Origin of the sequence: Sphingomonas sp. UBA978, from assembly GCF_002292295.1 — a bacterium.
GTDB lineage: Bacteria > Pseudomonadota > Alphaproteobacteria > Sphingomonadales > Sphingomonadaceae > Sphingomonas.
The window spans coordinates 232876-259109 of the sequence record NZ_DBBS01000018.1 but is presented as its reverse complement, the minus strand read 5'-3'; the positions used below and the strand labels follow the sequence as shown (position 1 = coordinate 259109).

General features: G+C 68.8%; 23 protein-coding genes. 15 read left to right on the top strand and 8 right to left on the bottom strand.

The window, feature by feature from the left end; translation table 11 throughout:
* Positions 1-52: 52 nt before the first annotated feature.
* Positions 53-1153, bottom strand: a complete 1101-nt coding sequence (gene ychF / locus B2515_RS11005; RefSeq protein WP_293876255.1) for a redox-regulated ATPase YchF — start codon at positions 1151-1153, stop codon at positions 53-55.
* A 228-nt stretch (positions 1154-1381) separates the two neighbouring features.
* Here ychF and B2515_RS11000 point away from each other — a divergent pair, with 228 nt between their 5' ends.
* The 3 genes from B2515_RS11000 to B2515_RS10990 all read left to right on the top strand — a co-directional run bounded on the left by B2515_RS11000 (position 1382) and on the right by B2515_RS10990 (position 3734).
* Positions 1382-1987 carry a hypothetical protein gene (locus B2515_RS11000; RefSeq protein WP_293876254.1) on the top strand — a complete coding sequence of 202 codons (606 nt, stop codon included), beginning with the start codon at positions 1382-1384 and terminating at the stop codon, positions 1985-1987.
* 43 nt (positions 1988-2030) lie between these two features.
* Positions 2031-2672 (top strand): trimeric intracellular cation channel family protein, encoded by a 642-nt coding sequence (locus B2515_RS10995; RefSeq protein WP_293876253.1) that lies wholly within the window; start codon positions 2031-2033, stop codon positions 2670-2672.
* Positions 2673-2876: 204 nt separating this feature from the next.
* The gene (locus B2515_RS10990; RefSeq protein WP_293876252.1) at positions 2877-3734 is read left to right on the top strand and encodes a hypothetical protein; all 858 of its coding nucleotides are present in this window, start codon (positions 2877-2879) and stop codon (positions 3732-3734) included.
* Positions 3735-3968: 234 nt separating this feature from the next.
* Here the strand turns inward: B2515_RS10990 and B2515_RS10985 are convergent, their stop codons facing one another.
* Both B2515_RS10985 and sppA read right to left on the bottom strand, forming a co-directional pair.
* Positions 3969-4529, bottom strand: a complete 561-nt coding sequence (locus B2515_RS10985; protein ID WP_293876251.1) for a GNAT family N-acetyltransferase — start codon at positions 4527-4529, stop codon at positions 3969-3971.
* A complete protein-coding gene (sppA, locus tag B2515_RS10980) occupies positions 4530-6416 on the bottom strand; it encodes a signal peptide peptidase SppA (RefSeq protein ID WP_293876250.1) in 1887 nt (628 codons plus the stop codon).
* Positions 6417-6679: 263 nt separating this feature from the next.
* Between sppA and groES the strand changes: the two genes are divergently transcribed.
* The 3 genes from groES to B2515_RS10965 all read left to right on the top strand — a co-directional run bounded on the left by groES (position 6680) and on the right by B2515_RS10965 (position 9405).
* Positions 6680-6967 (top strand): co-chaperone GroES, encoded by a 288-nt coding sequence (gene groES / locus B2515_RS10975; protein WP_038661992.1) that lies wholly within the window; start codon positions 6680-6682, stop codon positions 6965-6967.
* Positions 6968-7017: 50 nt separating this feature from the next.
* Positions 7018-8661 carry a chaperonin GroEL gene (gene groL / locus B2515_RS10970; protein WP_293876249.1) on the top strand — a complete coding sequence of 548 codons (1644 nt, stop codon included), beginning with the start codon at positions 7018-7020 and terminating at the stop codon, positions 8659-8661.
* A 183-nt stretch (positions 8662-8844) separates the two neighbouring features.
* Entirely contained in the window at positions 8845-9405 is a 561-nt protein-coding gene (locus tag B2515_RS10965; protein ID WP_293876248.1) for a Uma2 family endonuclease, read from the top strand.
* A gap of 19 nt (positions 9406-9424) precedes the next feature.
* On the opposite strand, the gene B2515_RS10960 is transcribed toward B2515_RS10965, so the two are convergent.
* Complete coding sequence (locus B2515_RS10960; protein WP_293876247.1) at positions 9425-10462, bottom strand: mannose-1-phosphate guanylyltransferase/mannose-6-phosphate isomerase; 1038 nt, start codon at positions 10460-10462, stop codon at positions 9425-9427.
* 158 nt (positions 10463-10620) lie between these two features.
* Here B2515_RS10960 and B2515_RS10955 point away from each other — a divergent pair, with 158 nt between their 5' ends.
* The 6 genes from B2515_RS10955 to B2515_RS10930 are packed head-to-tail and all read left to right on the top strand — an operon-like array spanning position 10621 to position 19307.
* Positions 10621-12009 (top strand): TIGR03013 family XrtA/PEP-CTERM system glycosyltransferase, encoded by a 1389-nt coding sequence (locus tag B2515_RS10955; protein ID WP_293876246.1) that lies wholly within the window; start codon positions 10621-10623, stop codon positions 12007-12009.
* Between the two features lie 4 nt (positions 12010-12013).
* Complete coding sequence (prsK, locus tag B2515_RS10950) at positions 12014-14053, top strand: XrtA/PEP-CTERM system histidine kinase PrsK (RefSeq protein WP_293876245.1); 2040 nt, start codon at positions 12014-12016, stop codon at positions 14051-14053.
* Positions 14050-15408, top strand: a complete 1359-nt coding sequence (gene prsR / locus B2515_RS10945) for a PEP-CTERM-box response regulator transcription factor (protein ID WP_293876244.1) — start codon at positions 14050-14052, stop codon at positions 15406-15408. The genes prsK and prsR overlap by 4 nt, the downstream gene beginning before the upstream one ends.
* Positions 15401-17395 carry a tetratricopeptide repeat protein gene (locus B2515_RS10940; protein ID WP_293876243.1) on the top strand — a complete coding sequence of 665 codons (1995 nt, stop codon included), beginning with the start codon at positions 15401-15403 and terminating at the stop codon, positions 17393-17395. The genes prsR and B2515_RS10940 overlap by 8 nt, the downstream gene beginning before the upstream one ends.
* A 40-nt stretch (positions 17396-17435) precedes the next feature.
* A complete protein-coding gene (locus B2515_RS10935; RefSeq protein ID WP_293876242.1) occupies positions 17436-18242 on the top strand; it encodes an ATP-binding protein in 807 nt (268 codons plus the stop codon).
* A 54-nt stretch (positions 18243-18296) separates the two neighbouring features.
* Positions 18297-19307 (top strand): sensor histidine kinase, encoded by a 1011-nt coding sequence (locus B2515_RS10930; RefSeq protein WP_293876241.1) that lies wholly within the window; start codon positions 18297-18299, stop codon positions 19305-19307.
* Here the strand turns inward: B2515_RS10930 and B2515_RS10925 are convergent.
* Positions 19304-21082 carry an ABC-F family ATP-binding cassette domain-containing protein gene (locus B2515_RS10925; protein ID WP_293876240.1) on the bottom strand — a complete coding sequence of 593 codons (1779 nt, stop codon included), beginning with the start codon at positions 21080-21082 and terminating at the stop codon, positions 19304-19306. The genes B2515_RS10930 and B2515_RS10925 overlap by 4 nt on opposite strands.
* A gap of 135 nt (positions 21083-21217) precedes the next feature.
* On the opposite strand from B2515_RS10925, the gene B2515_RS10920 reads away from it, so the two are divergent.
* Genes B2515_RS10920 through B2515_RS10910 form a run of 3 tightly spaced genes read left to right on the top strand, consistent with a single transcriptional unit; the run spans position 21218 to position 23633 of the window.
* Positions 21218-21529, top strand: coding sequence for a hypothetical protein (locus tag B2515_RS10920; RefSeq protein WP_293876239.1), 312 nt, complete (start codon positions 21218-21220; stop codon positions 21527-21529).
* 27 nt (positions 21530-21556) lie between these two features.
* Entirely contained in the window at positions 21557-22222 is a 666-nt protein-coding gene (locus B2515_RS10915; protein ID WP_293876238.1) for a response regulator transcription factor, read from the top strand.
* A 10-nt stretch (positions 22223-22232) separates the two neighbouring features.
* Positions 22233-23633, top strand: a complete 1401-nt coding sequence (locus B2515_RS10910) for a sensor histidine kinase (RefSeq protein WP_293876237.1) — start codon at positions 22233-22235, stop codon at positions 23631-23633.
* A 17-nt stretch (positions 23634-23650) separates the two neighbouring features.
* Here the strand turns inward: B2515_RS10910 and mmsB are convergent, their stop codons facing one another.
* Genes mmsB through B2515_RS10895 form a run of 3 tightly spaced genes read right to left on the bottom strand, consistent with a single transcriptional unit; the run spans position 23651 to position 26230 of the window.
* Positions 23651-24523 (bottom strand): 3-hydroxyisobutyrate dehydrogenase, encoded by an 873-nt coding sequence (gene mmsB / locus B2515_RS10905; protein ID WP_293876236.1) that lies wholly within the window; start codon positions 24521-24523, stop codon positions 23651-23653.
* 20 nt (positions 24524-24543) lie between these two features.
* Positions 24544-25689, bottom strand: coding sequence for an acyl-CoA dehydrogenase family protein (locus tag B2515_RS10900; RefSeq protein WP_293876235.1), 1146 nt, complete (start codon positions 25687-25689; stop codon positions 24544-24546).
* A 7-nt stretch (positions 25690-25696) separates the two neighbouring features.
* Positions 25697-26230, bottom strand: coding sequence for a hypothetical protein (locus B2515_RS10895; RefSeq protein WP_293876234.1), 534 nt, complete (start codon positions 26228-26230; stop codon positions 25697-25699).
* Positions 26231-26234: the final 4 nt, after the last annotated feature.

The following is a 26234-nucleotide window of genomic DNA, read 5'->3' as shown; positions in this document are numbered from 1 at the left end:
TCCCTTGGAGGGAGGGGGGGGCAGTGTCAGGCGGGGATAGCCGCCGAACCCGTCATACGTTGAAGCGGAACAGCATCACGTCGCCGTCGTGGACGACATAGTCCTTGCCCTCCTGGCGCAGTTTGCCTGTCTCGCGGGCGCCGGCCTCGCCCTTGCAGGCGACGTAATCGTCGAAGGCGATCGTTTCGGCGCGGATGAAGCCGCGTTCGAAATCGGTGTGGATCTCACCCGCCGCATTGGGTGCCTTGGCGCCGGCATGGACGGTCCAGGCGCGCGCTTCCTTCGGGCCGACGGTGAAGAAGGTCAGCAGTTGCAGCAATTTATAGCCGGCGGTGATAACGCGGGCGAGGCCGGTTTCCTCCAGCCCCAGCTCGGCGAGGAATTCGCCGCGATCCTCTGGCGCCATCGTCGCGATCTCCGCCTCGATCGCGGCGGAGACGACGACCGCCTCGGCGCCCTCCGCCTTCGCCTTTTCGAAGACGCGCGCCGACAGCGCATTGCCGTTCGCCGCATCGCCTTCGTCGACGTTGCAGACGTAGAGCACGGGCTTGGCGGTGATGAGCTGCGCCGCGGCGAAGACGCGCGCTTCCTCGGCATCGCGGGGCTGGGTCAGCCGCGCCGGCTTGCCCTCGCGCAACAGCTCGAGCGCCTGGCCCAGCACGGCGGCGCCGATCTTGGCCTCCTTGTCGCCCTGCTGCCCCTTCTTGACGAGGTTCGGCACGCGCTTTTCCAGGCTTTCGAGGTCGGAGAGCATCAGCTCGGTCTCGACCGTCTCGGCGTCCGCAATCGGATCGACCTTGCCCTCGACATGCGTCACGTCGCCGTCGGTGAAGCAGCGCAGGACGTGGACGATCGCGTCCACCTCGCGGATGTTGCCGAGGAACTGGTTGCCGAGCCCTTCGCCCTTCGACGCGCCGCGGACGAGCCCGGCGATATCGACGAAGGCGAGCTGGGTTTCGATGATCTTGGCCGATCCGGCGATCTCGGCCAGCTTGTAGAGACGCGGATCGGGGACTGCGACGTTGCCGACATTGGGCTCGATCGTGCAGAACGGATAATTGGCCGCCTGCGCCGCCGCCGTTTCGGTCAATGCGTTGAAGAGGGTGGACTTGCCGACGTTGGGCAGGCCCACGATGCCGCAGCGGAAACCCATGGGATACTCGCGTCTGAATAGGGAAAGCGCGCGCCTTACCGCCTGGACCGCCGCTTGACCAGTCGCGAGCGCGCGCGCCTCGGCCGGACGGCGAAAGCGATCGTCCCGTCGCGATACGGCCATCCCGGACATTTCATACCTGTACGCGGGATGAATGGATGCTAGCATCGTGGCCGGTCCTGGGGAGGACCGTGGCACGTCGTGCCGCGATGGGCGTGGAGAGAGCGCATGCGTCGTACCGGGTTGTGGGTCTGCGTGGCGATGGCCGGCGGCGGCGTGGCGTCGCCCGCGGCGGCGCAGGTCGTGCCCAACATGCCGTCCGTCGCGATGCCGCAGCCGCTTGCGCGGGCGCCGCTGCTCCAGCGGCTCGGACCCGGTACCATCGTCCAGAACAGCGCGCGGCTCGGCGGCAACCTGCGCCTGCGCGTCGCGGTCGGTTCCGCCGGCACGGGCGCGCGCGACCGGGTGCAGCAGCGGATCGCCAGCTCCATGGTCGAATTCTATCCGGTCGGCGACAGCGGCTTCCATCTGTCGGCCGGCACGCGCCTCTACGACACCCGCGCCGGCGAACAGGCGACCAACCGCGGCCTGATGGTCGCGCCGCGCCCGCTCAACGCGCCCGGCGGCAAGATCGGACTGAAGCGCACGCCGGCCCTGACCATGGGCTATACCGGCCGCGCCGCGGACGGCACCAGCATCGGGCTGGAGGTCGGCGCGATGAAGGGCAGGGCGTACGCCGACGCCAACGACATGGCGCGCCGCACCCGCGCCGAGCGGATCGGCGGCAACCCGGTCAATCCGATGATACATCTGGTGGTCGGCCGTCGCTTCTGATCCGGCGGTTCAATTCGCCGCGCTAATCGTCTAGGCGCTCCGGATGCTGCCGCCGCTTCCTGCCACCGACGATCTGCTGCCCGCCTTTGCGCCGTGGTTCGACGTCGCCGGCCTCGCGGTGTTCGCGGCGTCCGGTGCGCTGGCGGCGGCGAAGCGCGGGCAGACCGCGGTGACGCTCGCCTTCTTCGCGCTCATCACCGGTGTCGGCGGCGGTACGGTGCGCGACCTGCTGATCGGCGCGCCGGTGTTCTGGGTGCACGATCCGCGCGCCGCGACCGTCTGCCTCGCGATGGCGGCGGTGATCTGGACGACGCCGGAACGCTGGTGGAAGGATAGCGCGCTCGCCTGGTTCGACGCGATCGGCCTCGCCGCCTATGCCGTCTACGGCGCGGCCAAGGCGATCGGCTATGGCGTGCCGCCGCTGCCCGCCGCGCTGATGGGCGTCGTCACCGCCTGCGTCGGCGGCATCATCCGCGACGTGCTGGCGGGCGAACCGTCGATCCTGATGCGGCCGGAATTGTACGTGACGGCGGCGGCGCTGTCCTCGGCGTCCTATGTCGCGCTCGGGCTGATGGGACTGGCAGGCGCGCCCGCGGCGGTGATCGCGGCGGCGGCGGGGTTCGGGCTGCGCGCGATGGCGATCCGCTATCGGCTGGCGTTGCCGGCGTATCGCGTGCGGGGGTGAGCCGACGCTTTTGAGGCGGGGATATGCATGGATGGACGAGCTTGATTTTGGGCGCTTCCGCCATGATGCGAATGCCGTGAATTTTGCATCGCGAACGCTGAAAAGTGCTGGATTTCGGCCCGACCGCTTTCTAGCTTTGTGTTGGCGAAGCCGCCGTTCGTTAAGCCGCATTGCCACAATCCCACCGATCGGCGGAAATGACACATGGCAATCGAGATGAGATCGCGGTGGGGTGTCCAGATCGAGGGCGATCAGTTCGATATCGATAATCTGGTGTCCAAGCTGGAGGGGGGGGCACTTAATCCCAGCTGGTACTTCATTTCCATGGCAGACGAAGTACCGATCTTGCGCACCAGCGCGTGGGACGATGCGTCGGATGCAAGCGAGGCAAAAGAACGGGCACTCGTTGATGTCGCGCTGCTACAAGGTTGCCTGAATTTGCTTGATGGCTGCCAGCCGCTGGAGATTGGCACAATTTACGAGTTCAATGGCGGCGGGTTCTCAATGAGCCGAACAACAATGATGCCTGTCATTATCCGCAAGCCGATAGACCAGCTTGCATCTAGGCAGGACCTAGCCTCTATGCTGCTCAGAGCACGTCAGGATGAAATCCTGCAACAAGCTGTTATCGATTTCATCCCCAATGCGCCATGGATCGATCTTTATCGTGTATGGGAGTCGCTAAAGCGCCATTATGGCAGTGAAGCAAAAGTTTATCAGCATGTTACTGAACCGAAGAAACTTTCTCGAGCAAAGCGGACCGCAAACAGCTTTCGACACATTCCGAGGTTTGATCCGGTGACTGATCCCACACCTCGGTTGGAGGCAGTCCAGCTCTTTGGGGATGCGCTTCGTGCAGCGATTGCGGCTGCCAGGATTACCGTTCTCACGGATGGCTGGTCGACCGGTACTGAAATAACGGTGACGGATTATCAGTGTGCGCCTGACGGACCAGCGTCACTGGGAAAACCGACATGGAATTCGACTCCTCAACTCACACCAGGGGAGCCGCCAAAGCTCGTTAGCGTGAGGCTTGACAACCCTTCCAACAAAAACGGCTAAGTCGCGCGGACGCGCGGAGCGGCTGCGTCTGCTTTTGCCGGCTGCGAGCTTAATAGCCGACAGAGCGCTGTTGGCCCAATTCTTGCGGGCAACTGCTACCTAGAGTCAATGACCGATGTCGATGAGGCGGCGGGTTCTCCCCAACGTCCAGCATTGGGCGTAAACTGCCCATCCGCTTTGCACCTCGACAGTGGTGCTAACCTTCCGGCTTTTGCATAGCAATTGCCGTTCCCCTCACCCCCGCACCACCCCCACATCCGCGAACCGCTTCGGCTCGGCCGGCGGCACCGCTGGCTCCGCCAGTTCGCACTGCCAATAGCCGACGTCGATCCACTGGCCATGCTTGTAGCCGACCGCCCGGAACACGCCGGCGCGGCGGAAGCCGACCGATTCGTGCAGGCTGATCGAGGTGCTGTTGGGCAGCGCGATCCGGCCGATTGCCTGGGCGAAGCCCTGCGCGCGGAGCGTGTCGACCAGCGCCTCGTACAACAATCGCCCGACGCCCTGCCGCTGCGCGACGTCGGCGACGTAGATGCTCGTCTCCACCACCCAGCGATATGCGTCGCGCTCCGAGAAACGCGTCGCATAGGCATAGCCGAGCACGCCGCCGGTGGCATCGCCGTTGGTCGCGACCATCCACGGGTACAGCCCGGCCGAGGCCGCCATGCGGGTCCGTATCGCCCGCGAATCGGGCGCCTCCGTCTCGAACGAGACGGTGCCGGCGAGCACGTGCGGTGCATAGATGGCCGCGATCGCGGCGGCATCCTCGGGCGTCGCGGCGCGCAGGGCGATCATCTACAGGCCGATCCGGGTGAGGATCAGGTCGAGCAGGCGGGCGTCGGCGCCCGCGGTGTCGCTCGGCCCCAGCCCGCCGCATTCGAGGCAGCGCGCCTGCACCGATCCGGCGGTCGCGAGCCGCTTCACGTCGCCCAGCGCCTGCGCGAGCAGCCCGCGCCGCTCCGCCGCGATCCGCGCGAACACGTCGCCGCCGGTCGCGCCCTCGGCCACATCGTCGTCATTCTTGTCGGCGAAGCTCGCCGCCAGTTGCGCCGCGAAGCCCGGCTCCTTTTCGAGATATTCCGCATGGACCTTGGCGGGGTCGAGCTTCGCGCGCTTGGCCGCCTCGGCGATCGCGTCCTGCACGCCGCCGAAGCGGTCGACCAGCTTCAGCTGCCGCGCGGTGCCGCCGTCCCACACGCGTCCCTGCGCGATTTTGTCGACGCGCTGCGGCGTCATCCCGCGCGACTGCGCGACGCGGCCGAGGAACTGGCGATAGCCGTTCTCGATGCCCGCCTGCAGGATCGTGTCGAGTTGCGGCGTCGTGCCGGCGAAGACGTCGGGCTGGCCCGACAGCGGCGTCGCCTTCACGCCATCGGTGGTGATGCCGAGCTTCGCCAGCGTCTTCTCGAAGGTCGGGATGATGCCGAAGATGCCGATCGACCCGGTGATCGTCGCCGGCTCGGCAAAGATCACGTCGCCCGGCGTCGACACCCAATAGCCGCCCGACGCGGCAAGCCCGCCCATCGACACGACGATCGGCAGCCCCTTCTTCTTCGCCTCGAGGATCGCCAGCCGGATCCGCTCCGAGGCGAGCACCGATCCGCCCGGCGAATCGACGCGCACGACCAGTGCCTTCAGGTCCTTCTTGGCGAGCCCGTCGAGGATGAGGCGCGCGATCGTGTCGCCATGCGCGCTGCCGGGGCCGCCTTCGCCGTCGACGATGTCGCCCGCGATCGTCACCACGCCGATGCTGTCGCCCGATCGCGACAGCGGATGCGCGCCGATCCACGAATCATAACCGATCCGGGTGAAATTGCCGGCCGGCTTGCGCGCGTCGCTGCCGACCAGCGCGGCGACCCGCCGGCCGAAGGCGGTGCGGTCGCCGAGCTTGTCGACGATCCCCGCCGCCAGATTGGCCCTGGCGATGTCGCCGTTCGCGGCGACGATCAGCCGATCCGGGCTGGCGAGAAACTGCGCGACCTGCGCCTTGGGCCGTGCCTTGGCGATCGCCTCCTGCCACTGGCCGAACAGCGATCCGAGCAATTGCTGGCTCGCCTCGCGCGCTTCGGGGCTCTGGTCGGCGCGGGTATAGGGTTCGACGAAGCTTTTGAACTTGCCGACGCGATAGACGTGCGTGTTGACGCCGAGCTTGTCGATCAGCCCCTTGTAATAGAGCTGGCTGCCGCCCGGTCCGGTGAACAGCGTGCCGCCCAGCGGATTGACCCAGATCTCGCTGGCGTTCGCCGCCAGCCGATAGCCGGCGTCGGTATAGGCGGTGGCATAGGCCAGCACCGGCTTCTTCGTGTCGCGGAAGCGGCGGATCGCCTCGGCGATCTCGTTCAGCGTCGCGGGATAGCCGCCGCCGAAGCTGTCGAGGTCGAGCACCAGCGCCTTGACCCGATCGTCGGTGCGCGCCTCCTCGATCGCGCGCAGCACGTCGCGGGCGCGATACTGGCGCGGCATCTGCTGCCCCGACAAGGCGGCGAACGGCGCCTGTTCCTCGGGCTGTTCGACGATCGTCCCCTTGAGATCGAGCACGAGCGCGCCGGTCGGGATCGCCTTCGTCCCCGGCCGCGCATTGAGCGCCGCGAACAGCAGCCCGAAGAACAACAGCATCGCGACCAGGACCAGCCCGTCCTTGATCGCCACCAGCAGCTTCCATGCGCCCCGAACCAGCTTCACGCGATGCTCCTTCAATTCCGCCCCAGCGCTAGAGCAGCGCGGGGCAGGGTGCAACGGTCCGTATTAGGACGGTAAGACAGGATGGCGCCGGGCGGCTCGCGTCGCGTTTCGCCCACGGTCCGTCGCCCGGGCACGCATCCGGCGAATTTTGGTTCCGCGACCACCTTGACGACTCATCCCCTCCGCCACATATCCGCGGCGTTGGCACTCGCATAACGTGAGTGCCAGAAATCTGTCACACTGATTAAAAGAGGGACTTCGCAATGACTTTTCGTCCGTTGCATGACCGCGTCCTCGTGAAGCGCGTCGAGGCCGAGGAAAAGACGGCTGGCGGGATCATCATCCCCGACACCGCCAAGGAAAAGCCGCAGGAGGGCGAAGTCGTCGCCGTCGGTACCGGCACCCGCGCCGAGAACGGCACGATCACCCCGCTCGACGTCAAGGCCGGCGACAAGATCCTGTTCGGCAAGTGGTCGGGCACCGAGGTCAAGGTCGACGGCGAAGACCTGCTCATCATGAAGGAAAGCGACATCCTCGGCATCGTCGGCTGAGCGGTTCGTCTTCCTGATACTTCCAATCATTTTCTGAAAGGGTAGCCACCATGGCAGCCAAGGACGTAAAATTCGGCCGCGACGCGCGTGAGCGCATCCTCCGCGGCGTCGACATCCTCGCCGATGCGGTGAAGGTGACGTTGGGCCCCAAGGGCCGCAACGTCGTGATCGACAAGAGCTTCGGCGCACCGCGCATCACCAAGGACGGCGTCACCGTCGCCAAGGAGATCGAGCTCAAGGACAAGTTCGAGAACATGGGCGCGCAGATGGTGCGCGAAGTGGCCTCGAAGACCAACGACATCGCCGGCGACGGCACGACCACCGCGACCGTCCTGGCGCAGGCGATCGTCCGCGAGGGCATGAAGTCGGTCGCGGCCGGCATGAACCCGATGGACCTCAAGCGCGGCATCGACATCGCCGTCCTGAAGGTCGTCGAGGACATCAAGGCGCGCTCGAAGCCGGTTTCGGGTTCGGCGGAAGTCGCGCAGGTCGGGATCATCTCGGCCAACGGCGACCGTGAAGTCGGCGAGAAGATCGCCGAAGCGATGGAGAAGGTCGGCAAGGAAGGCGTCATCACCGTCGAGGAAGCGAAGGGTCTCGATTTCGAGCTCGACGTCGTCGAGGGCATGCAGTTCGACCGCGGCTACCTGAGCCCGTACTTCATCACCAATCCGGAGAAGATGACGGTCGAGCTGAACGATCCGTACATCCTGATCCACGAGAAGAAGCTCAGCAACCTGCAGGCGATGCTCCCGATCCTGGAAGCCGTCGTCCAGTCGGGTCGCCCGCTGCTCATCATCGCCGAGGACATCGAGGGCGAGGCATTGGCCACGCTCGTCGTCAACAAGCTGCGCGGCGGCCTGAAGGTCGCAGCGGTCAAGGCACCGGGCTTCGGCGATCGTCGCAAGGCGATGCTGGAAGACATCGCGATCCTGACCAAGGGCGAGATGATCTCGGAAGACCTCGGCATCAAGCTCGAGAACGTCACCGTCGGCATGCTCGGCACCGCCAAGCGGGTCACGATCGACAAGGACAACACCACCATCATCGACGGTGCGGGTGAAGCCGATGCGATCAAGGGCCGCACCGAGGCGATCCGTGCGCAGATCGAGAACACCACCAGCGACTACGACCGCGAGAAGCTCCAGGAGCGTCTCGCCAAGCTCGCCGGCGGCGTTGCGGTCATCAAGGTCGGTGGTTCGACCGAGGTCGAGGTCAAGGAGCGCAAGGACCGCGTCGACGACGCACTGCACGCGACCCGCGCAGCCGTCGAAGAAGGCATCGTCCCCGGCGGCGGTACGGCGCTGCTGTACGCGACCAAGGCGCTCGAAGGCGTCACCGGCGTCAACGACGACCAGACCCGCGGCGTGGACATCGTCCGCAAGTCGCTGACCGCGCTGGTCCGCCAGATCGCGCAGAACGCAGGGCATGACGGCGCCGTCGTGTCGGGCAAGCTGCTCGACCAGTCGGACACGTCGTTCGGCTTCAACGCCTCGACCGATACGTACGAGAACCTGGTGACCGCCGGCGTGATCGACCCGACCAAGGTTGTCCGCACCGCACTGCAGAACGCCGCTTCGGTGGCCGGCCTGCTCATCACCACGGAAGCGACCGTGTCCGAACTGCCCGAGGACAAGGCGCCTGCCATGCCCGGCGGCGGCGGCATGGGCGGCATGGGCGGCATGGACTTCTGATCCAGCTTCGGGGCAGGCGATGCCTGCCCCGAATACGGAATCAGAACGGCCAGCCGGCCGGCAACGCCGGACCGGTCTGACGTCCAGACAGCGGCCCCGCCGCTGTGCGTTCCAAAAACGAAGGGCCGGGGGAGCGATCCCCCGGCCCTTTGTCTTGCCGCCAGTCCGGGTTATATCGCGCCCATGGCCAGCCCGTTCGCCTATTCCACGCCGCGCCTGCTGACGGCGGACGAATTCTACCAGATCGACTTCGGTCCCGATCTGAAGGCGGAACTCGACAACGGCCATATCCGCATGATGGCAGGCGGATCGCGCGATCATGCCCGCGTACAGGCCAATATCATCATAGCCCTGGGCACGCGCCTCCGCGGCACCGGCTGTCGGCCTTATGGATCGGACATGTCGGTAAAGCCGCACGACCTGTCGGTTCGCTATCCGGACGTCACCATCGATTGCGGCACGCCGATCGACACCGGCAGGGACGTCCGATTGAACGCCCCGCGGGTCATCTTCGAGATCCTGTCACCCTCGACCCGGGAGCTGGATCTGCGCGTGAAGAAGGACGAATATCGGATGATCGCCAGTGTCGATACGATCGTCTTCGTCGATCCGGAGGCGGAGACGGTGACGACCAGCCAGCGCCATGGCGACGACTGGACCGACACGCCGTTCTTGCCGACCGATACGGTGCTGCCGTCGCTCGGCCTCACCGTCCCCCACGCCGAGATGTTCGCCTGCGACTAGACGGGCGAAGCACCCGTCGTCAGGTCTTCATCGCCTCGATCAGTTTCTTGATCTCCTGGCTGCGGCCGCGCGGCAGGATCAGCACGTCGTTGCCGCTCGCCACGACGATCAGGTCGCTGACGCCGACCGTGGCGATGCGGATGCCGTCGGACCGGATCAGGCAGTCGCGCGTGTCGATTGCGAGCACCTCGCCGCGATGCGCGTTGCCGTCGTCGTCACGGTCGCTGATCGCGTGCAGCGCGTCCCAGCTGCCGACGTCGTTCCAGCCCATCGCGACCGGGACGACGGCGACTCGCTCGGCGCGCTCCATCACCGCATAGTCGATCGAATCGTCCGGCGATGCACCGAAGGCCTCCGCGTCGGGATGAATGCGCGTGCCCTCGCGCCGCGCCAGCCGCATCGCATCCTGCGTCGCGGTCAGCATCGCCGGGGCATGCGCGGCGAGCGCGCCGAGGAAGATGTCGGCACGGAACAGGAAGATGCCGCCGTTCCAGGCATGGTCGCCCGACGCCAGCATCTCTTCCGCGCGCTCGCGGATCGGCTTTTCGACGAAGCGCGCGACGCGGTGGACGCCGTTCGACAGCGGTTCGCCGACCTTGATCCAGCCATAGCCGGTTTCGGGCGCGTCGGGCGCGATCCCGAACGTCACCAGCCAGCCGTCGGCGACCAGCGGCATCGCCGCCTCGATCGCGGCATGGAAGGCGGGGATGTCGGCGATGACATGGTCGGACGGCATCACCAGCAGCGCGTCCTCGGCACCGGCGGCCAGAGCGGCGAGCGCGATCGCCGGCGCGGTGTTGCGCGCGACCGGTTCCAGGATCACCGCCTGCGGCGTCGCGCCGGCGGCGGCGAGCTGTTCGTCGATGTGATCGGCATGACGCGCGTTGGCGACGACGATCGGCGCGGCGAAGGCCTCGCCATGCGCGCGCTTCGCGGTCAGCTGGAGCATGGTTTCCTCGGCGGTCAGCGCGAGCAGCTGCTTGGGCATTTCCGGCCGGGACATCGGCCACAGGCGGGTGCCGGACCCCCCGGAGAGGATCACAGGTACGATCGTCATGGTACGGGCTGAACTCCTTGGACGACCTCCTCTAGCGCAGAAAGTCTCGCCAGCGAAACGATGCAAGTGAAGTCCTGTTCAAGATTTCTTCGCTTTTTTCTGCGACTGCCGACTGTGCCTGTCGGAAAAGCTTACAGGCGTCGCCGGAGAACGCGGGCATGATCCGCCTGTTCAAGCATTACGTTCCTTATGCCGTGCTGTTGCTCGGTCTGGTCGACATGCTGTTGCTGATGACGGCGGCGGAGCTGGGCTGGGTGATTCGCGCGCGCCAGATCGGCATGCTGGTCGAGCCGGTCGCCACCCGCTTGCCGCAATTGCTCGCCTTTGCCGTGGCGTTGCAGATCGCGCTGATCGCGGTCGGCGCCTATGGCGTCGCCTCCTTCCTGTCGCTGCGTTTCGCCGCGGCGCGGCTCGCGGTGGCGATCCTGCTCGGCGTGTCGTTCCTGTCGATCCTGTTCTTCCTCGTGCCGCCGCTCGCCCTGTGGCGATCGAATCTCGCCTATGCGACCTTGATCGCGGCCTTCCTGTTGGTGGTGGTGCGCGCGGTGCTTGGCCGGACGCTGGGCGGCGATACGTTCAAGCGGCGGATCATCGTGCTCGGCGCCGGCCATCGTGCGGCACGGATCGGTGCGCTCGCCGCCATACCCGGCGCCAATGTCGTCGTCGCCGGCTATGTCGCGATGGGGGAGGCGAGCCCCGTCGTGGCCGGCGCCGTGCCCCGCGACGCGATCCCCAATCTCGCCGCGCACGTCGTCGACCATGGCGCCACCGAGGTGGTGCTGGCGCTGGAGGAGCGGCGCAACGCCCTGCCGCTGAAGGACCTGCTGCGCGTCAAGACGACGGGCGTGGCGGTCAGCGAGATTTCGAGCTTCCTCGAGCGGGAGACGGGACGGATCGACCTCAATTCGGTCAATCCGTCGTGGCTCATTTTTTCGGACGGCTTCGCCTCGGGGCGGATGCTGTCGAGCGTCTTCAAGCGCGCCTTCGACGTCGGCGCCAGCTTGGTGCTGCTGATCCTGACGCTGCCGGTGATTCTCGTCACCGCCGTCGCGATCAAGCTCGAATCGCGGGGGCCGGCCTTCTACCGGCAGCGTCGCGTCGGCCTCTACAATGAGGGGTTCGAGATCGTGAAGCTGCGCTCGATGCGGCAGGATGCCGAGGTCGCGGGCAAGGCGGTGTGGGCGGACAAGGACGACCCGCGCGTCACCCGGATCGGGCGGTTCATCCGCAAGGTCCGGATCGACGAACTGCCGCAGACCTGGGCGGTGCTGAAGGGCGAGATGAGCTTCGTCGGCCCGCGCCCGGAACGCCCGCAATTCGTCGAACAGCTCGAACAGCAACTGCCCTATTATGCCGAACGCCATATGGTGAAGCCGGGCATCACCGGCTGGGCGCAGATCAACTATCCCTATGGCGCCTCGATCGAGGATGCGCGCCACAAGCTGGAATACGACCTCTATTACGCCAAGAACTATTCGCCCTTCCTCGACCTGCTGATCCTGCTGCAGACGTTGCGCGTGGTGCTGTGGCCGTCGGGCGCGCGCTGAGCCGATGGCGGCGCTGATCCTGTGGGGCCATGCGCTGGCGGCGCTGGCGTTCGGCGGGCTGGCCTTCGCCTGGCTGCGCCATCCCGCCGTCGGATGGCCGCGTGCGACGCTGGTCGTCGCCTGCGCGGTCACCGCCCTGTGGGCGCTGGCCGTCGCCGGGATCGGCACCAGCGACGTCGTCGCCCGGCTGGCCGAATCGCTGCGCAATCTCGCCTGGCTCGCGCTGCTCGCGATGCTGGTGCGCAGCGCCCGGACCGGCAATGTGCCGCTGTTCGCCGTCTATGTCGTCGCCGCGGCGATCACCGTGATGGCGGCGCTGCTCGCGGTGATCGGAACGATGCCGCTCGGCACCGACGCCCTGGCCTCGGTCGCCACCGCGCGCCTGCTGGCGCGGATGCTCGCGGCGGCGGTCGGCCTCGTCCTCGTCCATCACGTCGCCATCGGCGGCGATGTCGCGCCGGGCCGCGCGCCCGGGCCGCTCGTCGTCGCGGTCGCCGGGATGTGGGGCGGCGACCTGATCGTCACCACGCTGGGCTATGGCCTCGGCATGCTGCCGCCGGGCGTGCTCGCGCTGCGTGGGTTCGTCATGGCCGGGATGGCCGTGGTCCTCGCGCTGGGCGCGCGGCGCGGCGCGCGCCATCTGGCGATGTCGCACGGCATCGCGCTGCGGATGGTGTCGGTGGCCGCCATCCTGCTCTATGCGGCGGTCACCATCCTGCTGACCCAAGTCGCGGAGCGGTACGCCGGCGACGCGGTGCGGATCGTCCAGACCGCGATCGTGCTCGGCGCGACGACGGCGCTGGCGACATTGCTGTCCACGCCATGGCTACGGGCGTGGACACGGGTGCAGGTCGCCAAGCATTTCTTCCGCCACCGCTACGATTATCGCGCCGAATGGCAGCGGTTCACCGCGACGCTGGGCACACCCGTCGATTCGGCGGGCGAGGCGGCGGACCGGCTCGACCGGCGGATCGTCCGCGCGATCGCCGACCTGACCGATTCGCCCGCCGGGCTGCTGCTGGTGCCGGAGGGGAGCGGCCTCGGCGTCGGTGCCGCATGGCATTGGCGCGAGGGCGGTTCGACCGACGCGGCGCTGCGTGAGTATCTCGCGGCCAGCGCGCGCATCGTCGAGCTCGACCAGGTCCGCCGCGGCGAGGCGCCGCCGGAGGAAGCGGCGGCGATCCCCGGCTGGCTGCGCGATCATCCCGACGCCTGGGTGCTCGTGCCGCTGATCCACGGCACCAGCCTGATCGGCGTCATCCTGCTCGCCCGCCCGCCGGTCGACCGCGCGCTCGACTGGGAAGACCTCGACCTGCTGCGCGTCGCGGGCCGTCAGGCGGCAAGCTACCTCGCCGAGGATCGCGCACATGCGGCGCTCGCCGATGCCGCGCGCTTCGACGAATTCAACCGCCGCTTCGCCTTCATCATGCACGACATCAAGAATCTGGTCAGCGGCGTCAGCCTCGTCGCGCGCAATGCCGAACGCCACGCCGACAACCCCGAATTCCGCGCCGACATGATCGCCACCCTCAAGGATTCCGCCGCCCGCATGAACGCGCTGCTCGCCCGCCTGTCCCAGCATTACCGCGCCACGCCGGAACCGGCGCAGCCGGTCGACGTCTCCGCCCTCGCGCTGCGTCTCGCCGCAGCGCGCCGCGCGCAGCATCCGGTGACCGTCGCCGGCGAGGGCGTCGCGCTGGCGCAGCCCGGCCGGCTGGAGCAGTTGCTCGGCCACCTGCTGCAGAATGCGATCGAGGCGAGCCCGCCGGGGGCGGCGATCGCGATGATCGTCGCCGCCGAGGCAGGCCGAATCCATGTCGACGTCGTCGACCACGGCTGCGGGATGAGCGCCGCCTTCATCCGCGACCAGCTGTTCCGCCCCTTCGCCTCGTCCAAGCCCGACGGCTTCGGCATCGGCGCCTATGAGGCGCGCGAACTGGCGCTGGCGATGGGCGGCGCACTCGAAGTGACGAGCCGCGAGGGCGAGGGGACGCGCTTTCGCCTCCACCTGCCTCCGGCCCGCGCGATGGAGCAGGCGGCATGAGCGACCGGCCCGTCCTGCTGATCGTCGAGGACGACCTCGCGCTCCAGCGGCAGCTGCGCTGGGCCTATGAAGGCTATGAGATCGTCGTCGCCGCCACCCGCGGCGAGGCGATCGAGGCATTGCGCAGCCATGAACCGGCGGTGGTGACGCTCGACCTCGGCCTGCCGCCCGACCCCGACGGCACCAGCGAGGGGTTCGCGACGCTTGCCGAGATCCTCGCGCTGAAGCCCGATACCAAGGTCATTGTCGCCTCCGGCCATGGCGCGCGCGACAGTGCGCGCACCGCCATCGGGCTCGGCGCATGGGACTTTTACGCCAAGCCGATCGACATCGACGCGCTCGGCCTGATCGTCGCGCGCGCGTTCCATGTCCATGCGCTGGAGGCGGAGAACCGCCGCCTCGCCGCGCGGACCGATGCCGGTGCGGGGTTCGGCGGCCTCCTCTACGCATCGGACGAAATGGCGCGGGTGGTCCGCACCATCGAGCGCGTCGCGCCGGCCGACGTGTCGGTCATGCTGCTCGGCGCGAGCGGCACCGGCAAGGAATTGCTCGCCCGCGGCGTCCACGATACCTCGCCGCGCGGCCGCGGCGCGTTCGTCGCGATCAACTGCGCCGCCATCCCCGAGACGTTGCTGGAAAGCGAATTGTTCGGGCATGAGAAGGGCGCGTTCACCGGGGCGGTGAAGACCACGCCGGGCAAGATTGAACAGGCGGCGGGCGGCACCCTGTTCCTCGACGAGATCGGCGACGTCCCGCTGCCGTTGCAGGTCAAGCTGCTGCGGTTCCTGCAGGAACGCGTCATCGAGCGGATCGGCGGGCGCAAGCCGATCCCGGTCGACACCCGCATCGTCTGCGCCACCCACCAGAATCTGGAGGCGATGGTCGCCGAGGGGCAGTTCCGCGAGGACCTCTATTACCGCCTCGCCGAGATCGTCGTCCGCATCCCCGGCCTCGCCGAGCGTCCGGGCGATGCTGGCCTGCTCGCGCGCGCCTTCGTCCGTCGCCATGCCGCGGCGATGAAGCTGCCCGTCACCGGCCTCGCCCCCGATGCGCTCGCGGCGATCGATGCCTGGCCGTGGCCCGGCAACGTCCGCGAGCTGGAGAATCGCATCAAGCGCGCGGTCATCATGGCGGACGGCAAGCTCGTCACCGCCACGGACCTCGACTTCCCCGGCGACACCCCCGCCGACCCGCCGCCGCTCAACCTGCGCAGCGCGCGCGAGGTCGCCGATCGCAAGGCGATCCGGCAGGCGCTGGCCCGGGCGGAGGGCAATATCTCCGGGGCGTCGCGGCTGCTCGGCGTCAGCCGGCCGACGCTGTACGACCTGCTCAAGAGCTACGACCTGCATGGCTGATGCGCGTTACCCGATGATGCGCGGCCGGCGGCGTCGCCGGTGGCGGCTGGCGGTGCCCCGGATCGGCCGCTGGCCGGGCGTCGCGCTCGGCCTGCTGCTGGTCGGGGCGATCGTCGCGGCCATCGTGCTGCTGAGGCCGCCACCACGCGTCGACCCGGCGACGGCGCTGGCGGATGCGCGCACGGCCTACCGCCTCGGCAATTACAGCGCGGCGCGCAATCATGCGCTGGCGACGCTGGCGGGGGCGCCGACGTCGCAGCCGGCGATGCTGCTGCTCGCGCGCAGCTACGTCCGGCTCGGCGACGGCATTGCGGCAGAGGGCGCGCTCAGCTGCGCACGCGACCTGCGCGTCCCCGCCGCGGCGCTCGCCGGGCTGCGGGCGCAGGCGCGCTTCCTGCAAGGCGACCTGCAAGGCGCGCGCGACGCCGCGGCGACGGCGTCCGCCACGGACGGAGAGGCGATCCGCGCGACCGCGCGGGCGACCGCGGCGCAGGGCGATGGCGCCGCCGCGACGCAGGCGCTGGCGGGCTGGCTCGCCGCGCATCCGCGCGATGCCGCGGCCTGGACCGACCTCGGCCGCATCCGGCTGAACGCGGGCGAGATTGCCGCGGCCACCGACGCCGCCGCCCGCGCCGCGCAGGCCGCGCCCGGCGATCCGGTGCCGCTGACATTGCGGGCGGAGATCGTCCGCACGCGCTACGGCCTTACCGCCGCGCTCCCCTGGTTCGAGGCGGCGTTGCAGCGCGATGCCTATTATCACCCCGCGCTGATCGAATATGCCGCGACGCTGGGCGATGCGGGTCGCTATGCCGACATGCTCGCCGCGACCCGGCGGGCGCAGGCGGCGCGCCCGGGCAGCCCGCAGGCCTTCTACCTGCAGGCGGTGCTGGCGGCGCGCGCGGGACGCGGCGAACTCGCCCGCGACCTGCTCCAGCGCGCGGGCCCCGCGATCGCAGCGCTGCCCGGTGCGGCGCTGCTGGGCGGTGCGCTCGACGAGGCCGGCGGCGGCCACGAACGCGCGATCGGGACGTGGCGGCAGCTGGCCGCCGACCAGCCGATGAACGTCGTGCTGCGCCGCCTGCTCGGCGCGGCGATGCTGCGATCTGGCGATGCGCAGGGCGCACTCGACCAGCTGCGCCCGATCGCGCTGCGCGACGATGCCGATGCCTATACGCTCACCTTGGTCGCGCGCGCGTTCGAGGCGCTCGGCGACCGCGTCGCGGCGGCGCGCTTCCTCGATCGGGCCGCGATCGGCGCGCGCGGCGGCGCTGCGGCCTTCGCCAGCGACGACGGCGTCGCGGCGACGCTCGCCGAGGCGCGGGACGCGCCGGACGATCCCAATTACGTGCTTGGGGTGATCCGCGCGCAGGCGACCGCGGGCGATCCTGCCGGGGCGGCGACCCGTGCCCGTGCGCTGGTCGCCGCGAGCCCCGGCGCGCCCGCCGCGCAGCTGGCGCTGGGCGATGTGCTGGCGATGGCCGGCCGCTTCGCCGAGGCGGCGCAGGTCTATGCCAGGGCAGCCGACCTGACCTTCGACGAACCGACGATGCTGCGCCTGGTTGATGCGTGGGGCCGCGCGAACCGTCCGCGCGAGGCGGCGGCGGCGCTGTCGCTCTACCTGCAGCAGAATCCGCAGAGTCTCCCGGGCCAGCGCATCCTCGGCCATTGGCAGCTGCTGGGCGGCGATGCCGACGCGGCGATCGAGACGCTCGAAAGCATCCGCCGTATCGCCGGCCATCGCGACGCGGCGCTGCTCGCCGATCTCGCCACCGCATATGCGGCGAGCGGCGACGGCGTGGTCGCCCGCCGCTACGGCCGCGCGGCCTATCGGCTGATGCCGATGAACGCAGGCGTCTGCGACGCCTATGCGGTCGCGCTGGCGGCGGACGGCGACCTGCCGGGCGCGCGCCAGCTCGCCGTCAAGGCGATCGCGCTGGCGCCGGGCGATCCAGTGATCGCCGCGCATGCCCGGGCGATCGGCCGCTGACGGCTTGCGCCCGCCCGCCGCGCCGGTCATGAGCGCAGGCATGTCCGATCCCCTCGAGCGTATCGCCGCGGCGCTGGACCGCCTCGCCCCGCCGCCGCCGCCGGGCGACGATCCGACGCGACACCCCGCCTATGTCTGGCGCGCCGGCGCCCTGGTCGCGGCGCGCGCGTTCGCGCCGCTGCCGCTCGACCTGCTGGTCGAGGTCGACCGGCAGAAGGCGGCGCTGGTCGACAACCTGCGCCGTCTCGCCGGCGGGGCCGCGGCGCAGGACGTGCTGCTGTGGGGCGCGCGCGGCACCGGCAAGTCCGCGCTGGTCAAGGCGGCGATCGGCGCGGTGCAGGCCGACGGCGGCGACATCGCGCTGGTCGAGGTGACCGCGCTCGACGCACTGCCGCAGCTGTTCGCCGCGCTCGCGCCGGTCCGCCGTGCCTTCGCGCTGTTTCTCGACGACCTCGGCTTCGACGGGCCGGCGGAGGCGCGCACGCTGCGCTCGCTGCTGGAGGGCGGCGCGGAGGCGCGGCCCGGCAACGTCCGCCTGCTCGTCACCGCCAACCGCCGCCATCTGGTGCCGCGCGACATCGCGGAGCAGGATGGCGCGATCAATCCGCGCGACAGCATCGACGACCAGCTCGCGCTCGCCGACCGCTTCGGGCTGAGCCTCGGTTTCCATGCGCTCGACCAGGACGGCTATTGCGCGATCGTCGCGGGCTATGCCGCGCGCTACGGGCTGCCGTTCGACGCCGCCGACGCGATCAACTGGTCGACGCGGCGCGGCAGCCGGTCGGGCCGGGTGGCATGGCAATATGTCACCGAGCTCGCGGGCCGCGCCGGGCGCGCGCTGGACTGACCCGATCGGGTCATTGAACTTGACATAATTCCGTCGGCGCGGCTCATTGCGGGCGTGCCGCGTCTCGGGGAACTCGATCTGCCCAATCGCCTCGCCCCCGCTGTGCCGCGGGGCGTGACGCAATTGGGGTTCGGCGTGCTGTGCTCGAGCAGCGCGATCCTCGTCCGCGCCCTGCTCGACGGCGTCGCCGCGGGTGGCGGCGCGCCCTTCGCGCTGTGCTTCCCGGCGATGATGCTCGCGACGCTGTTCGCGCGCTGGCAGGCGGGCGTGGTGACGGCGACGCTGGGGATCACCTACGGCTATTATTACACCGTCCCGCCGAGCGGCACCTTCCGCTCGAACGGCGTGGCGACGCCGCTGACGGTCGGCTTCATCGTCGTCGCGGCGATCATCACCGTCGCGCTCGCCGAACTGTTCCGCCGCTCGGTGCGGCGCGCGACGGCGGAGCGCGACCGCCAGATCGCCGATCGCGACCTGCTGTTGCAGGAGATCGACCATCGGATGAAGAACAATTTCGCGATCGTCGCCTCGATCCTCGACATCCAGCGGCGGCGGCTGAGCGGCGAGGCGGCCGAGGCGCTCGGCACGGCGCTGTACCGCGTCGAAAGCATCGCGCGCGCGCACCGCCACCTCTATCGCGGCACGGGGCAGAGCGATGCGGTGCAGATGCGCGCCTATCTGGGCGATCTGTGCGCCGCGCTGGCGGATGCGCTGCTGCTGCGCGGCGGTGTCACGCTCGCCTGTTCGGTCGACGAGGCGGAGGTGCCCCGGGATCGCGCGGTGTCGATCGGGCTGATCGTCAACGAACTCGTCACCAATGCGGCTAAACACGCCTTCACCGACCGCGTCGGCGGCACGATCTCCGTCGGCTTCCGCAAGCGTCCGGGCGGCTGGACATTGATCGTCAGCGACGACGGAGTCGGCATGCACGCGGCGGCGCCGGCGGGGCCGGACCATGGGCTCGGATCGCGGCTGATCCCCGCCTTCGCACGCCAGGCGAACGGCACGCTCGCGACGGAGAGCGGGCCGCACGGCACCGTCGTGACGATGGACCTGCCCGCCTAGCCCAGCCCCTCGACCTGTTCCGCGAGTTCGAGCCAGCGCATCTCCGCCGCATCCTTTTCCGCCCGCGCCGCGTCGATCGCCTGCGTCAGCGCCGCGAACCGCTTGGGATCGCGGACGTAGAGCGCCGGATCGGCGAGCAGCGCCTCGTCGCGCGCGATCCCCGCATCGATCGCCTCGATCCGCGCGGGCAGCTGGTCGTAATCGCGCTGGTCCTTGTAGCTCAGCTTGGTGCGCGCCTGCGGCGGGGGCGGGGGTGCGGCCTTGGGCGCCGCCGCCTTCCGCGCTTCGGCCGGCCGCTTGCGCTGCCGTTCCCAATCCTCATAGCCGCCGGCGACGACGTCGACCGTCCCCGATCCGTCGAGCCCCAGCGTCACCGTCACCGTGCGGTCGAGGAAGTCGCGATCGTGGCTGACGATCAGCACCGTGCCGCCGTAATCGGCGATCACCTCCTGCAACAGGTCGAGCGTTTCGAGGTCGAGGTCGTTGGTCGGCTCGTCGAGCACCAGCAGGTTGGATTCGCGGGCGAATTCGCGCGCCAGCAACAGCCGCGAGCGTTCGCCACCGGACAATGTCCCGACCTTCGCCTCCGCCAGCGACGGATCGAACAGGAATTCCTTGAGATAGCCGTGGATATGCTTGCGTACGCCCAGCACGTCGATCCAGTCGCCGCCGTCGGCCAGCACCTCGCGCACCGTCTTGGTCGGCGCCATCAGGCTGCGCTGCTGGTCGATGACGATGCCGTCGAGCGTCTTCGCCAGCTTCACCTCGCCCTCGTCGGGCGCGAGTTCGCCGGTCAGCAGCTTGAGCAGCGTCGTCTTGCCCGCGCCGTTGCGGCCGACGATGCCTATCCGGTCGCCGCGCGTCACCCGCAGGTTGAGGTCGCGGATGATCACACGCTCGCCGTAGCTCTTCGAGGCGTGCTTGACGTCGATCACCACCTTGGTCTTCGAATCGTCCGATGCGGTGGCGAGGTTCGCCGCGCCCTGCGGTCCCATCATCGCGGCGCGTTCGGCGCGCATGTCCTTCAGCTTGGCGAGCCGCCCCTGGTTGCGGCGGCGCCGGCCGGTGACGCCGCGTTGCAGCCAATGCTCCTCGATCTTCAGCTTGGCGTCGAGCCGCTGCGCGTTGCGCTCCTCCTCGGCATAGACCTGCTCGGTCCACGCCTCGAATCCGCCGAAGCCGATCTCGGCGCGGCGGATCGAGCCGCGGTCCATCCACAGCGTCTGCTTCGTCAGCCGCGTCAGGAAGGTGCGGTCGTGGCTGATGACGACGAACGCGCCCCTGAACCGGCCCAGCCATTCCTCCAGCCAGTCGATCGCGGCGATGTCGAGGTGGTTGGTCGGCTCGTCGAGCAGCAGCACGTCGGGGTCCTGCGCCAGCGCGCGGACGATCGCCGCTCGCCGCCGCTCGCCGCCGCTCGCCGAGGCGGATTCACGGCTGAGATCGATGCCGAGCTGGTCGGCGATCGCATCCGCCTCATGGGCGGCGGGCGCATCGTCGCCGCCCAGCACGTAATCGGCCAGCGTCGCGCAGCCCGCCAGGCTCGGTTCCTGCTCCAGCAGCACCACCCGCGTCCCCGGTACGATCACGCGCCGCCCCTCGTCGCAGTCGATCGTCCCGGCGATCAGCTTGAGCAGCGTCGTCTTGCCGGCGCCGTTGCGGCCGATCAGCGCCAGCCGGTCGCGCGCACCGATATGGATGTCGAGGTGGCGGAACAGCCAGCCGTGGCCCTGGATCACACCAAGGTCTTCGTAAGCGAGAATAGGGGCAGCCATGGACGGCGCAGGTAGGGGGCCGGAGGACGTGCGGCAAGCGTGCTTGCCGCCCCGGGAAAATGCGGTGCGCGGCTGAACCGCATGCAACCGCTCCATTCACAGGGTGTTCAATGCCTTCCTCCTATGCCAGTCGTCATGAAGATGGTTCTGCCCTTCCTGCTCCTTGCCGCTCTGGCCCCGTTTTCGGCCGGGCTGGCGCATGGCGAACCGGACCAGCGCCGGAGCGACCAGGAGCGCGCCTATGACGCCCGCCGCAAGGGCGAGGTGTTGTCGCCGCGCGCGATCGAGGGGCGGGTGATCCCGACGATGAAGGGCTATGAATATCTTGGCTTCGACTTGGATTTCGGCACGTCGGTTTACACGCTGAAATTCATGCGCGATGGCGTCGTCGTCTGGGTCGATGTCGACGGCCGGTCGGGCCAGATCATCGGCCGAACCGGTAAATGACGCTGCTAGATTTTAGGGGGAGATGACATGCGCGTTCTGATCGTCGAGGACGAGCCGAATCTCGGGGCACAGCTCAAGAACACGCTTGAGGGCGCGGGCTATGCGATCGACCTCGCCACCGATGGCGAGGAGGGGCATTTCCTCGGCTCGACCGAGAATTACGACGCGATCGTGCTCGACCTCGGCCTGCCCGAGATCGACGGGCTGACCGTGCTCGATCGCTGGCGGAAAGAGGGCAAGGTCATGCCCGTGCTGGTGCTGACCGCGCGCGACAGCTGGTCCGACAAGGTGGCGGGGCTGGACGCCGGCGCCGACGACTATGTCGCCAAGCCGTTCCAGACCGAGGAATTGATCGCCCGCCTGCGCGCGCTGATCCGCCGTGCCTCGGGCAACGCCTCGTCGGAACTCACCGCGGGCGACGTCCGCCTCGACACGCGGTCGGGCAAGGTCACGCGTGCCGGCGAGCCGGTCAAGCTGACCGCGCAGGAATACAAGCTGCTCAGCTACCTGCTCCATCACAAGGGCAAGGTGGTCAGCCGCACCGAGCTGATTGAACATATCTACGACCAGGATTTCGACCGCGATTCGAACACGATCGAGGTGTTCGTGACGCGCATCCGCAAGAAGCTGGGCCAGGACGTCATCACCACGATCCGCGGCCTCGGCTACAGCCTCGAAGATCCGGACGCCTGACCCTTTCGTCATGACGACGCCGTCCGTTCCGCCGCTCGCCGAAGCCCCGCCGCGCCTGCGCGCGGTGACGACGGGGTCGCTGTCGCGGCGGATGATCCTGATCGCGGCGGCGTGGATCGGGCTGCTGCTGTTCGGTGGCGGCTTCGCGCTCGATCGGGTGCTGGCCAATGCGGTCCAGCGCAACTTCGACGACCAGATGCAATATGTGCTGCGGTCGCTGATCGCCTCGGCGGAAATCGGCCCGGACGGCGAAGTGGTGTTCAACCGCGACGCCGCCGCCGATCCGCGCTTCCTCGAACCCTATTCGGGCCTCTACTGGCAGGTGTCGGCGCCGAAGACGCCGGTGACCGACGCCTTTCCGTCGCGCTCGCTATGGGACCGGCGGCTAGCGTTCGGGACGGTCCACGAGGATCGCGCCGTCCATTTCTACGACAGCAAGCAATTCCCCGATGAAAAGCTGCGCATCGTCGAGCGCGATGCGCAATTGCCCAAATCCGCGGTCCACTGGCGGTTTCAGGTCGCGCAGAGCCGCGCCGGGCTCGATGCGCAGATCACCGTGCTGCGGCGCACGCTGGTGCGCAGCTTCGCGCTGCTCGGGCTGGGGCTGATCGTCCTCGCCTGGCTCCAGACCTTCTACGGCCTGTGGCCGCTGCGCCGCGTGCGCGAGGAGATCGCGCGGATGCGCGCCGGCCAGTCGAACCGCGTCGATACCGCGATGCCGATCGAGGTTGCGCCGATGGTCGAGGAGCTGAACGCGCTGATCGAGCATAACGAGCGGCAGGCGGAGGAGGCACGGCGCCACGCCGGCAACCTCGCGCATGCGCTCAAGACGCCGCTCACCGTCATCATGAACGCCGCGACTGCGCAGGCCGACGACCTTGCCGATACGGTGATTCGCGAGGCGCGGACGATGCGGCGGCAGGTCGACCATCACCTCGCCCGCGCCCGTGCGGTCGGCCGGCGCGGATCGGCGCACAGCCGCGCCGACGTCTGGCCGAGCCTCGAATCGGTCGAGCGCGCCGTCGCCCGCCTCTATCGCCACGTCCGCATCGACGTCGCGGGTCCCAAGGACCTGCAGGTCCATGTCGAGCGGCAGGACCTCGACGAGATGCTCGGCAACCTGATCGAGAATGCCGCGAAATATGGTGGCGGCAGCGTGTTCGTCACCGTCGCCGCACAGGCGGGTTTCGTCGAACTGATGATCGAGGACGACGGCATGGGCATCCCGGAGGAGGACCGCATCCGCATCTTCGATCGTGGCGTCCGCCTCGACACCGGCAAGCCCGGCACCGGACTGGGGCTGGCGATCGTCCGCGACGTCGCCGAAATCTACGGCGGCACCGTCAGCCTCGAGGAGAGCGAGGATCTCGGCGGGTTGCTGGTGCGGCTGCGCCTGCCCGCGGCGAACTGACGGCGGCCGCCTCCCGGCTACAGCGTGCGGATGATGCCGGAAAAGTCCGTGCCGCCCTGGCCGTCCGCGACGAACGCCTCGTACAGGTCGGTCGCGTGCCGTCCCAGTGGCGTTGCGGCCCCGGCCTGTTCCGCCGCCTGCATCGCCAGCCGCAGATCCTTGAGCATCAGCGCCGCGGCGAACCCGCCCTGATAATCGTGGTCGGCGGGCGTATCGGGTCCGACCCCGGGGACCGGGCAATAGGTCGTCATCGACCAGCTCTGTCCCGAACTGACCGAAGAGATGTCGTAGAAGGTCTGGAGGTCGAGGCCGAGCCGCTCGGCGAGCCGGAACGCCTCGCAGGTCGCGACCATCGTCGCGCCGAGCAGCATGTTGTTCGCCATCTTGGCGGCCTGGCCCGCGCCGCTGGCACCGGCGTGGATCACCGCCTTGCCCATGTCGGCGAGGAACGGCTGCGCGCGGGCGAAGGCATCCTCGGCGCCGCCGACCATGAAGGTCAGCGTCCCCGCATTCGCCGCACCGATTCCGCCCGACACCGGCGCGTCGACCGCGGCGAGGCCGCGGGTCGCGGCGGTGTCGGCGACGCGGCGCGCGGTGGCGACGTCGATCGTCGAACAGTCGATCAGGATCGCCGACGGCTGCGCCCGGCCGAAGACGGCGTCGGCATAGACGCCCTCCACATGCGTGCCGGCGGGCAGCATGGTGACGATCGCCTCGGCACCCTCGACCGCCTCGGCGGCGCTCGCGACGGGCAGGCATCCTGCCGCCTTCGCTCTGGCGAGCGCATCGGCGCTGAGGTCGAACGCGCGGACGTCATGCCCCTTCTTCGCGAGGTTGGCGGCCATCCCGCCGCCCATGTTGCCGAGGCCGATAAAGGCGACGCGTGCCATTGGTGTCTCCTGCCTTTTAACTATTGCCGGGTCAGCTCGCGGCCGACAATCATGCGCATAACCTGATTGGTCCCTTCGAGGATCGAATGTACCCGCAGGTCGCGCCAGAAGCGTTCGATCGGATAGTCCATCAGATAGCCGTAGCCGCCGTGCAATTGCAGTGCGCGATCGACGACGCTGCTGCCGGTGTCGGTGGCAAGGCGCTTGGCCATCGCCGCGAACCGGGTCTTGTCGGGGGCGTTGGCGGTCACCTTCGCCGCAGCCATGTAGAGCAGCGCACGCGCCGCCTCCAGTTCGGTGGCCATGTCCGCGAGGGTGAACTGCGTATTCTGGAAATCGGCGATCGCCTTGCCGAATTGTTTGCGATCCTTCGTATAGCCGATCGCCTCGTCAAGGCAGCGCTGCGCCCCGCCGAGGCTGCACGCACCGATGTTGAGCCGTCCACCGTCGAGGCCCATCATCGCGATCCGAAAGCCCTCGCCCTCCGCCCCGACGAGGTTTTTGGCCGGCACGCGAACATTGTCGAACGTGACCTGCCGCGTTGGCTGCGAATGCCAGCCCAGCTTGCGTTCGTTGGCACCGAACGACACGCCGGGCATGTCCTTCTCGATCACCAGCGCGGAGATGCCCTTGGGGCCGTCCTCGCCGGTGCGGACCATCGTCACATAGACTTCGTTCTCGCCGGCACCGGATATGAACTGCTTCGACCCGGTGACGAGATAATCGTCGCCGTCCTTTACCGCCCGCGTCTTGAGCGCCGCAGCGTCGGATCCCGACCCGGGTTCGGTCAGGCAATAGCTCGCGAGGCGGTCAATGGTGACGAGATCGGGAAGATATTTGTCCTTCACCGTCTGCGATCCGAACCGATCGATCATCCACGACGCCATGTTGTGGATTGAGATGAACGCGCTGGTCGAGGGACAGCCATAGGCCATCGCCTCCATGATGAGCGCCGCTTCCAGCCGCCCGAGCGCGATGCCGCCCGATTCCTCGGAGACGTAGATCGCCGCGAAGCCAAGTTCGGCCGCCGCCTTGATCGTGTCGCGCGGGAAGATGTGCTTTTCGTCCCATTCCGCGGCATGCGGGCTGATGCGGTCGGCGGTGAACCGGCGCGCGAGGTCCTGGATCTCGCGCTGGTCGTCCGTCAGGTCGAACTGGTTGTCCATACTATCCTCAGGCCGGGCAGCGGCTGTAGCGGAACGATCCGGCTCGATCCGGCGCGCCGGTCACTTCGCGGACCAGCGTCTTGCCGGCGTCGAGCAGGGTGAGCGTGGTCGGTTCCGACCAGGTCATGCCCTCGCCGCTCATCGGCAGGTCGAACGCCACCTGCGTCGGTTGCGTCTGGCGGATCCCCGTCGCGGACCCACGCGATTCGTAGAAGGAGAGGCGGTTGCCCGCGATCGTCAGCAGACCCTTGTTGTCGTCGCGCTTCGGATCGCAATCGTTGGCGACCATGCCCCAGCGGCCCTGAAAGTCCGCCGGCATCGCCGCGATCGGCGACGGACTGGCGGTCGGCAACGGCGCCGGCGACATCGCCGCGCCATTGCCCGGCGGATCGAGCGGCACGAGCGTGTTCCGGGGATCGTCGATCAGGTTGGTCGGCGTCGGTTCGACCGCCGCACTGCCGCCGCTCGATTCGTTGTTTGCGGTTTCGCCGCCCGAACAGGCAGCGAGACACAATGCGGCGGAAAGGATCGTCAGGCGCATCGAT

Coding starts and splice junctions, on each gene's coding strand:
- ychF (WP_293876255.1), bottom strand. CDS start 1,153: ATGGGTTTCCGCTGCGGCATCGTGGGCCTGCCCAACGTCGGCAAGTCC.
- B2515_RS11000 (WP_293876254.1), top strand. CDS start 1,382: ATGCGTCGTACCGGGTTGTGGGTCTGCGTGGCGATGGCCGGCGGCGGC.
- B2515_RS10995 (WP_293876253.1), top strand. CDS start 2,031: ATGCTGCCGCCGCTTCCTGCCACCGACGATCTGCTGCCCGCCTTTGCG.
- B2515_RS10990 (WP_293876252.1), top strand. CDS start 2,877: ATGGCAATCGAGATGAGATCGCGGTGGGGTGTCCAGATCGAGGGCGAT.
- B2515_RS10985 (WP_293876251.1), bottom strand. CDS start 4,529: ATGATCGCCCTGCGCGCCGCGACGCCCGAGGATGCCGCCGCGATCGCG.
- groES (WP_038661992.1), top strand. CDS start 6,680: ATGACTTTTCGTCCGTTGCATGACCGCGTCCTCGTGAAGCGCGTCGAG.
- groL (WP_293876249.1), top strand. CDS start 7,018: ATGGCAGCCAAGGACGTAAAATTCGGCCGCGACGCGCGTGAGCGCATC.
- B2515_RS10965 (WP_293876248.1), top strand. CDS start 8,845: ATGGCCAGCCCGTTCGCCTATTCCACGCCGCGCCTGCTGACGGCGGAC.
- B2515_RS10960 (WP_293876247.1), bottom strand. CDS start 10,462: ATGACGATCGTACCTGTGATCCTCTCCGGGGGGTCCGGCACCCGCCTG.
- B2515_RS10955 (WP_293876246.1), top strand. CDS start 10,621: ATGATCCGCCTGTTCAAGCATTACGTTCCTTATGCCGTGCTGTTGCTC.
- prsK (WP_293876245.1), top strand. CDS start 12,014: ATGGCGGCGCTGATCCTGTGGGGCCATGCGCTGGCGGCGCTGGCGTTC.
- prsR (WP_293876244.1), top strand. CDS start 14,050: ATGAGCGACCGGCCCGTCCTGCTGATCGTCGAGGACGACCTCGCGCTC.
- B2515_RS10940 (WP_293876243.1), top strand. CDS start 15,401: ATGGCTGATGCGCGTTACCCGATGATGCGCGGCCGGCGGCGTCGCCGG.
- B2515_RS10935 (WP_293876242.1), top strand. CDS start 17,436: ATGTCCGATCCCCTCGAGCGTATCGCCGCGGCGCTGGACCGCCTCGCC.
- B2515_RS10925 (WP_293876240.1), bottom strand. CDS start 21,082: ATGGCTGCCCCTATTCTCGCTTACGAAGACCTTGGTGTGATCCAGGGC.
- B2515_RS10920 (WP_293876239.1), top strand. CDS start 21,218: ATGAAGATGGTTCTGCCCTTCCTGCTCCTTGCCGCTCTGGCCCCGTTT.
- B2515_RS10915 (WP_293876238.1), top strand. CDS start 21,557: ATGCGCGTTCTGATCGTCGAGGACGAGCCGAATCTCGGGGCACAGCTC.
- B2515_RS10910 (WP_293876237.1), top strand. CDS start 22,233: ATGACGACGCCGTCCGTTCCGCCGCTCGCCGAAGCCCCGCCGCGCCTG.
- mmsB (WP_293876236.1), bottom strand. CDS start 24,523: ATGGCACGCGTCGCCTTTATCGGCCTCGGCAACATGGGCGGCGGGATG.
- B2515_RS10900 (WP_293876235.1), bottom strand. CDS start 25,689: ATGGACAACCAGTTCGACCTGACGGACGACCAGCGCGAGATCCAGGAC.
- B2515_RS10895 (WP_293876234.1), bottom strand. CDS start 26,230: ATGCGCCTGACGATCCTTTCCGCCGCATTGTGTCTCGCTGCCTGTTCG.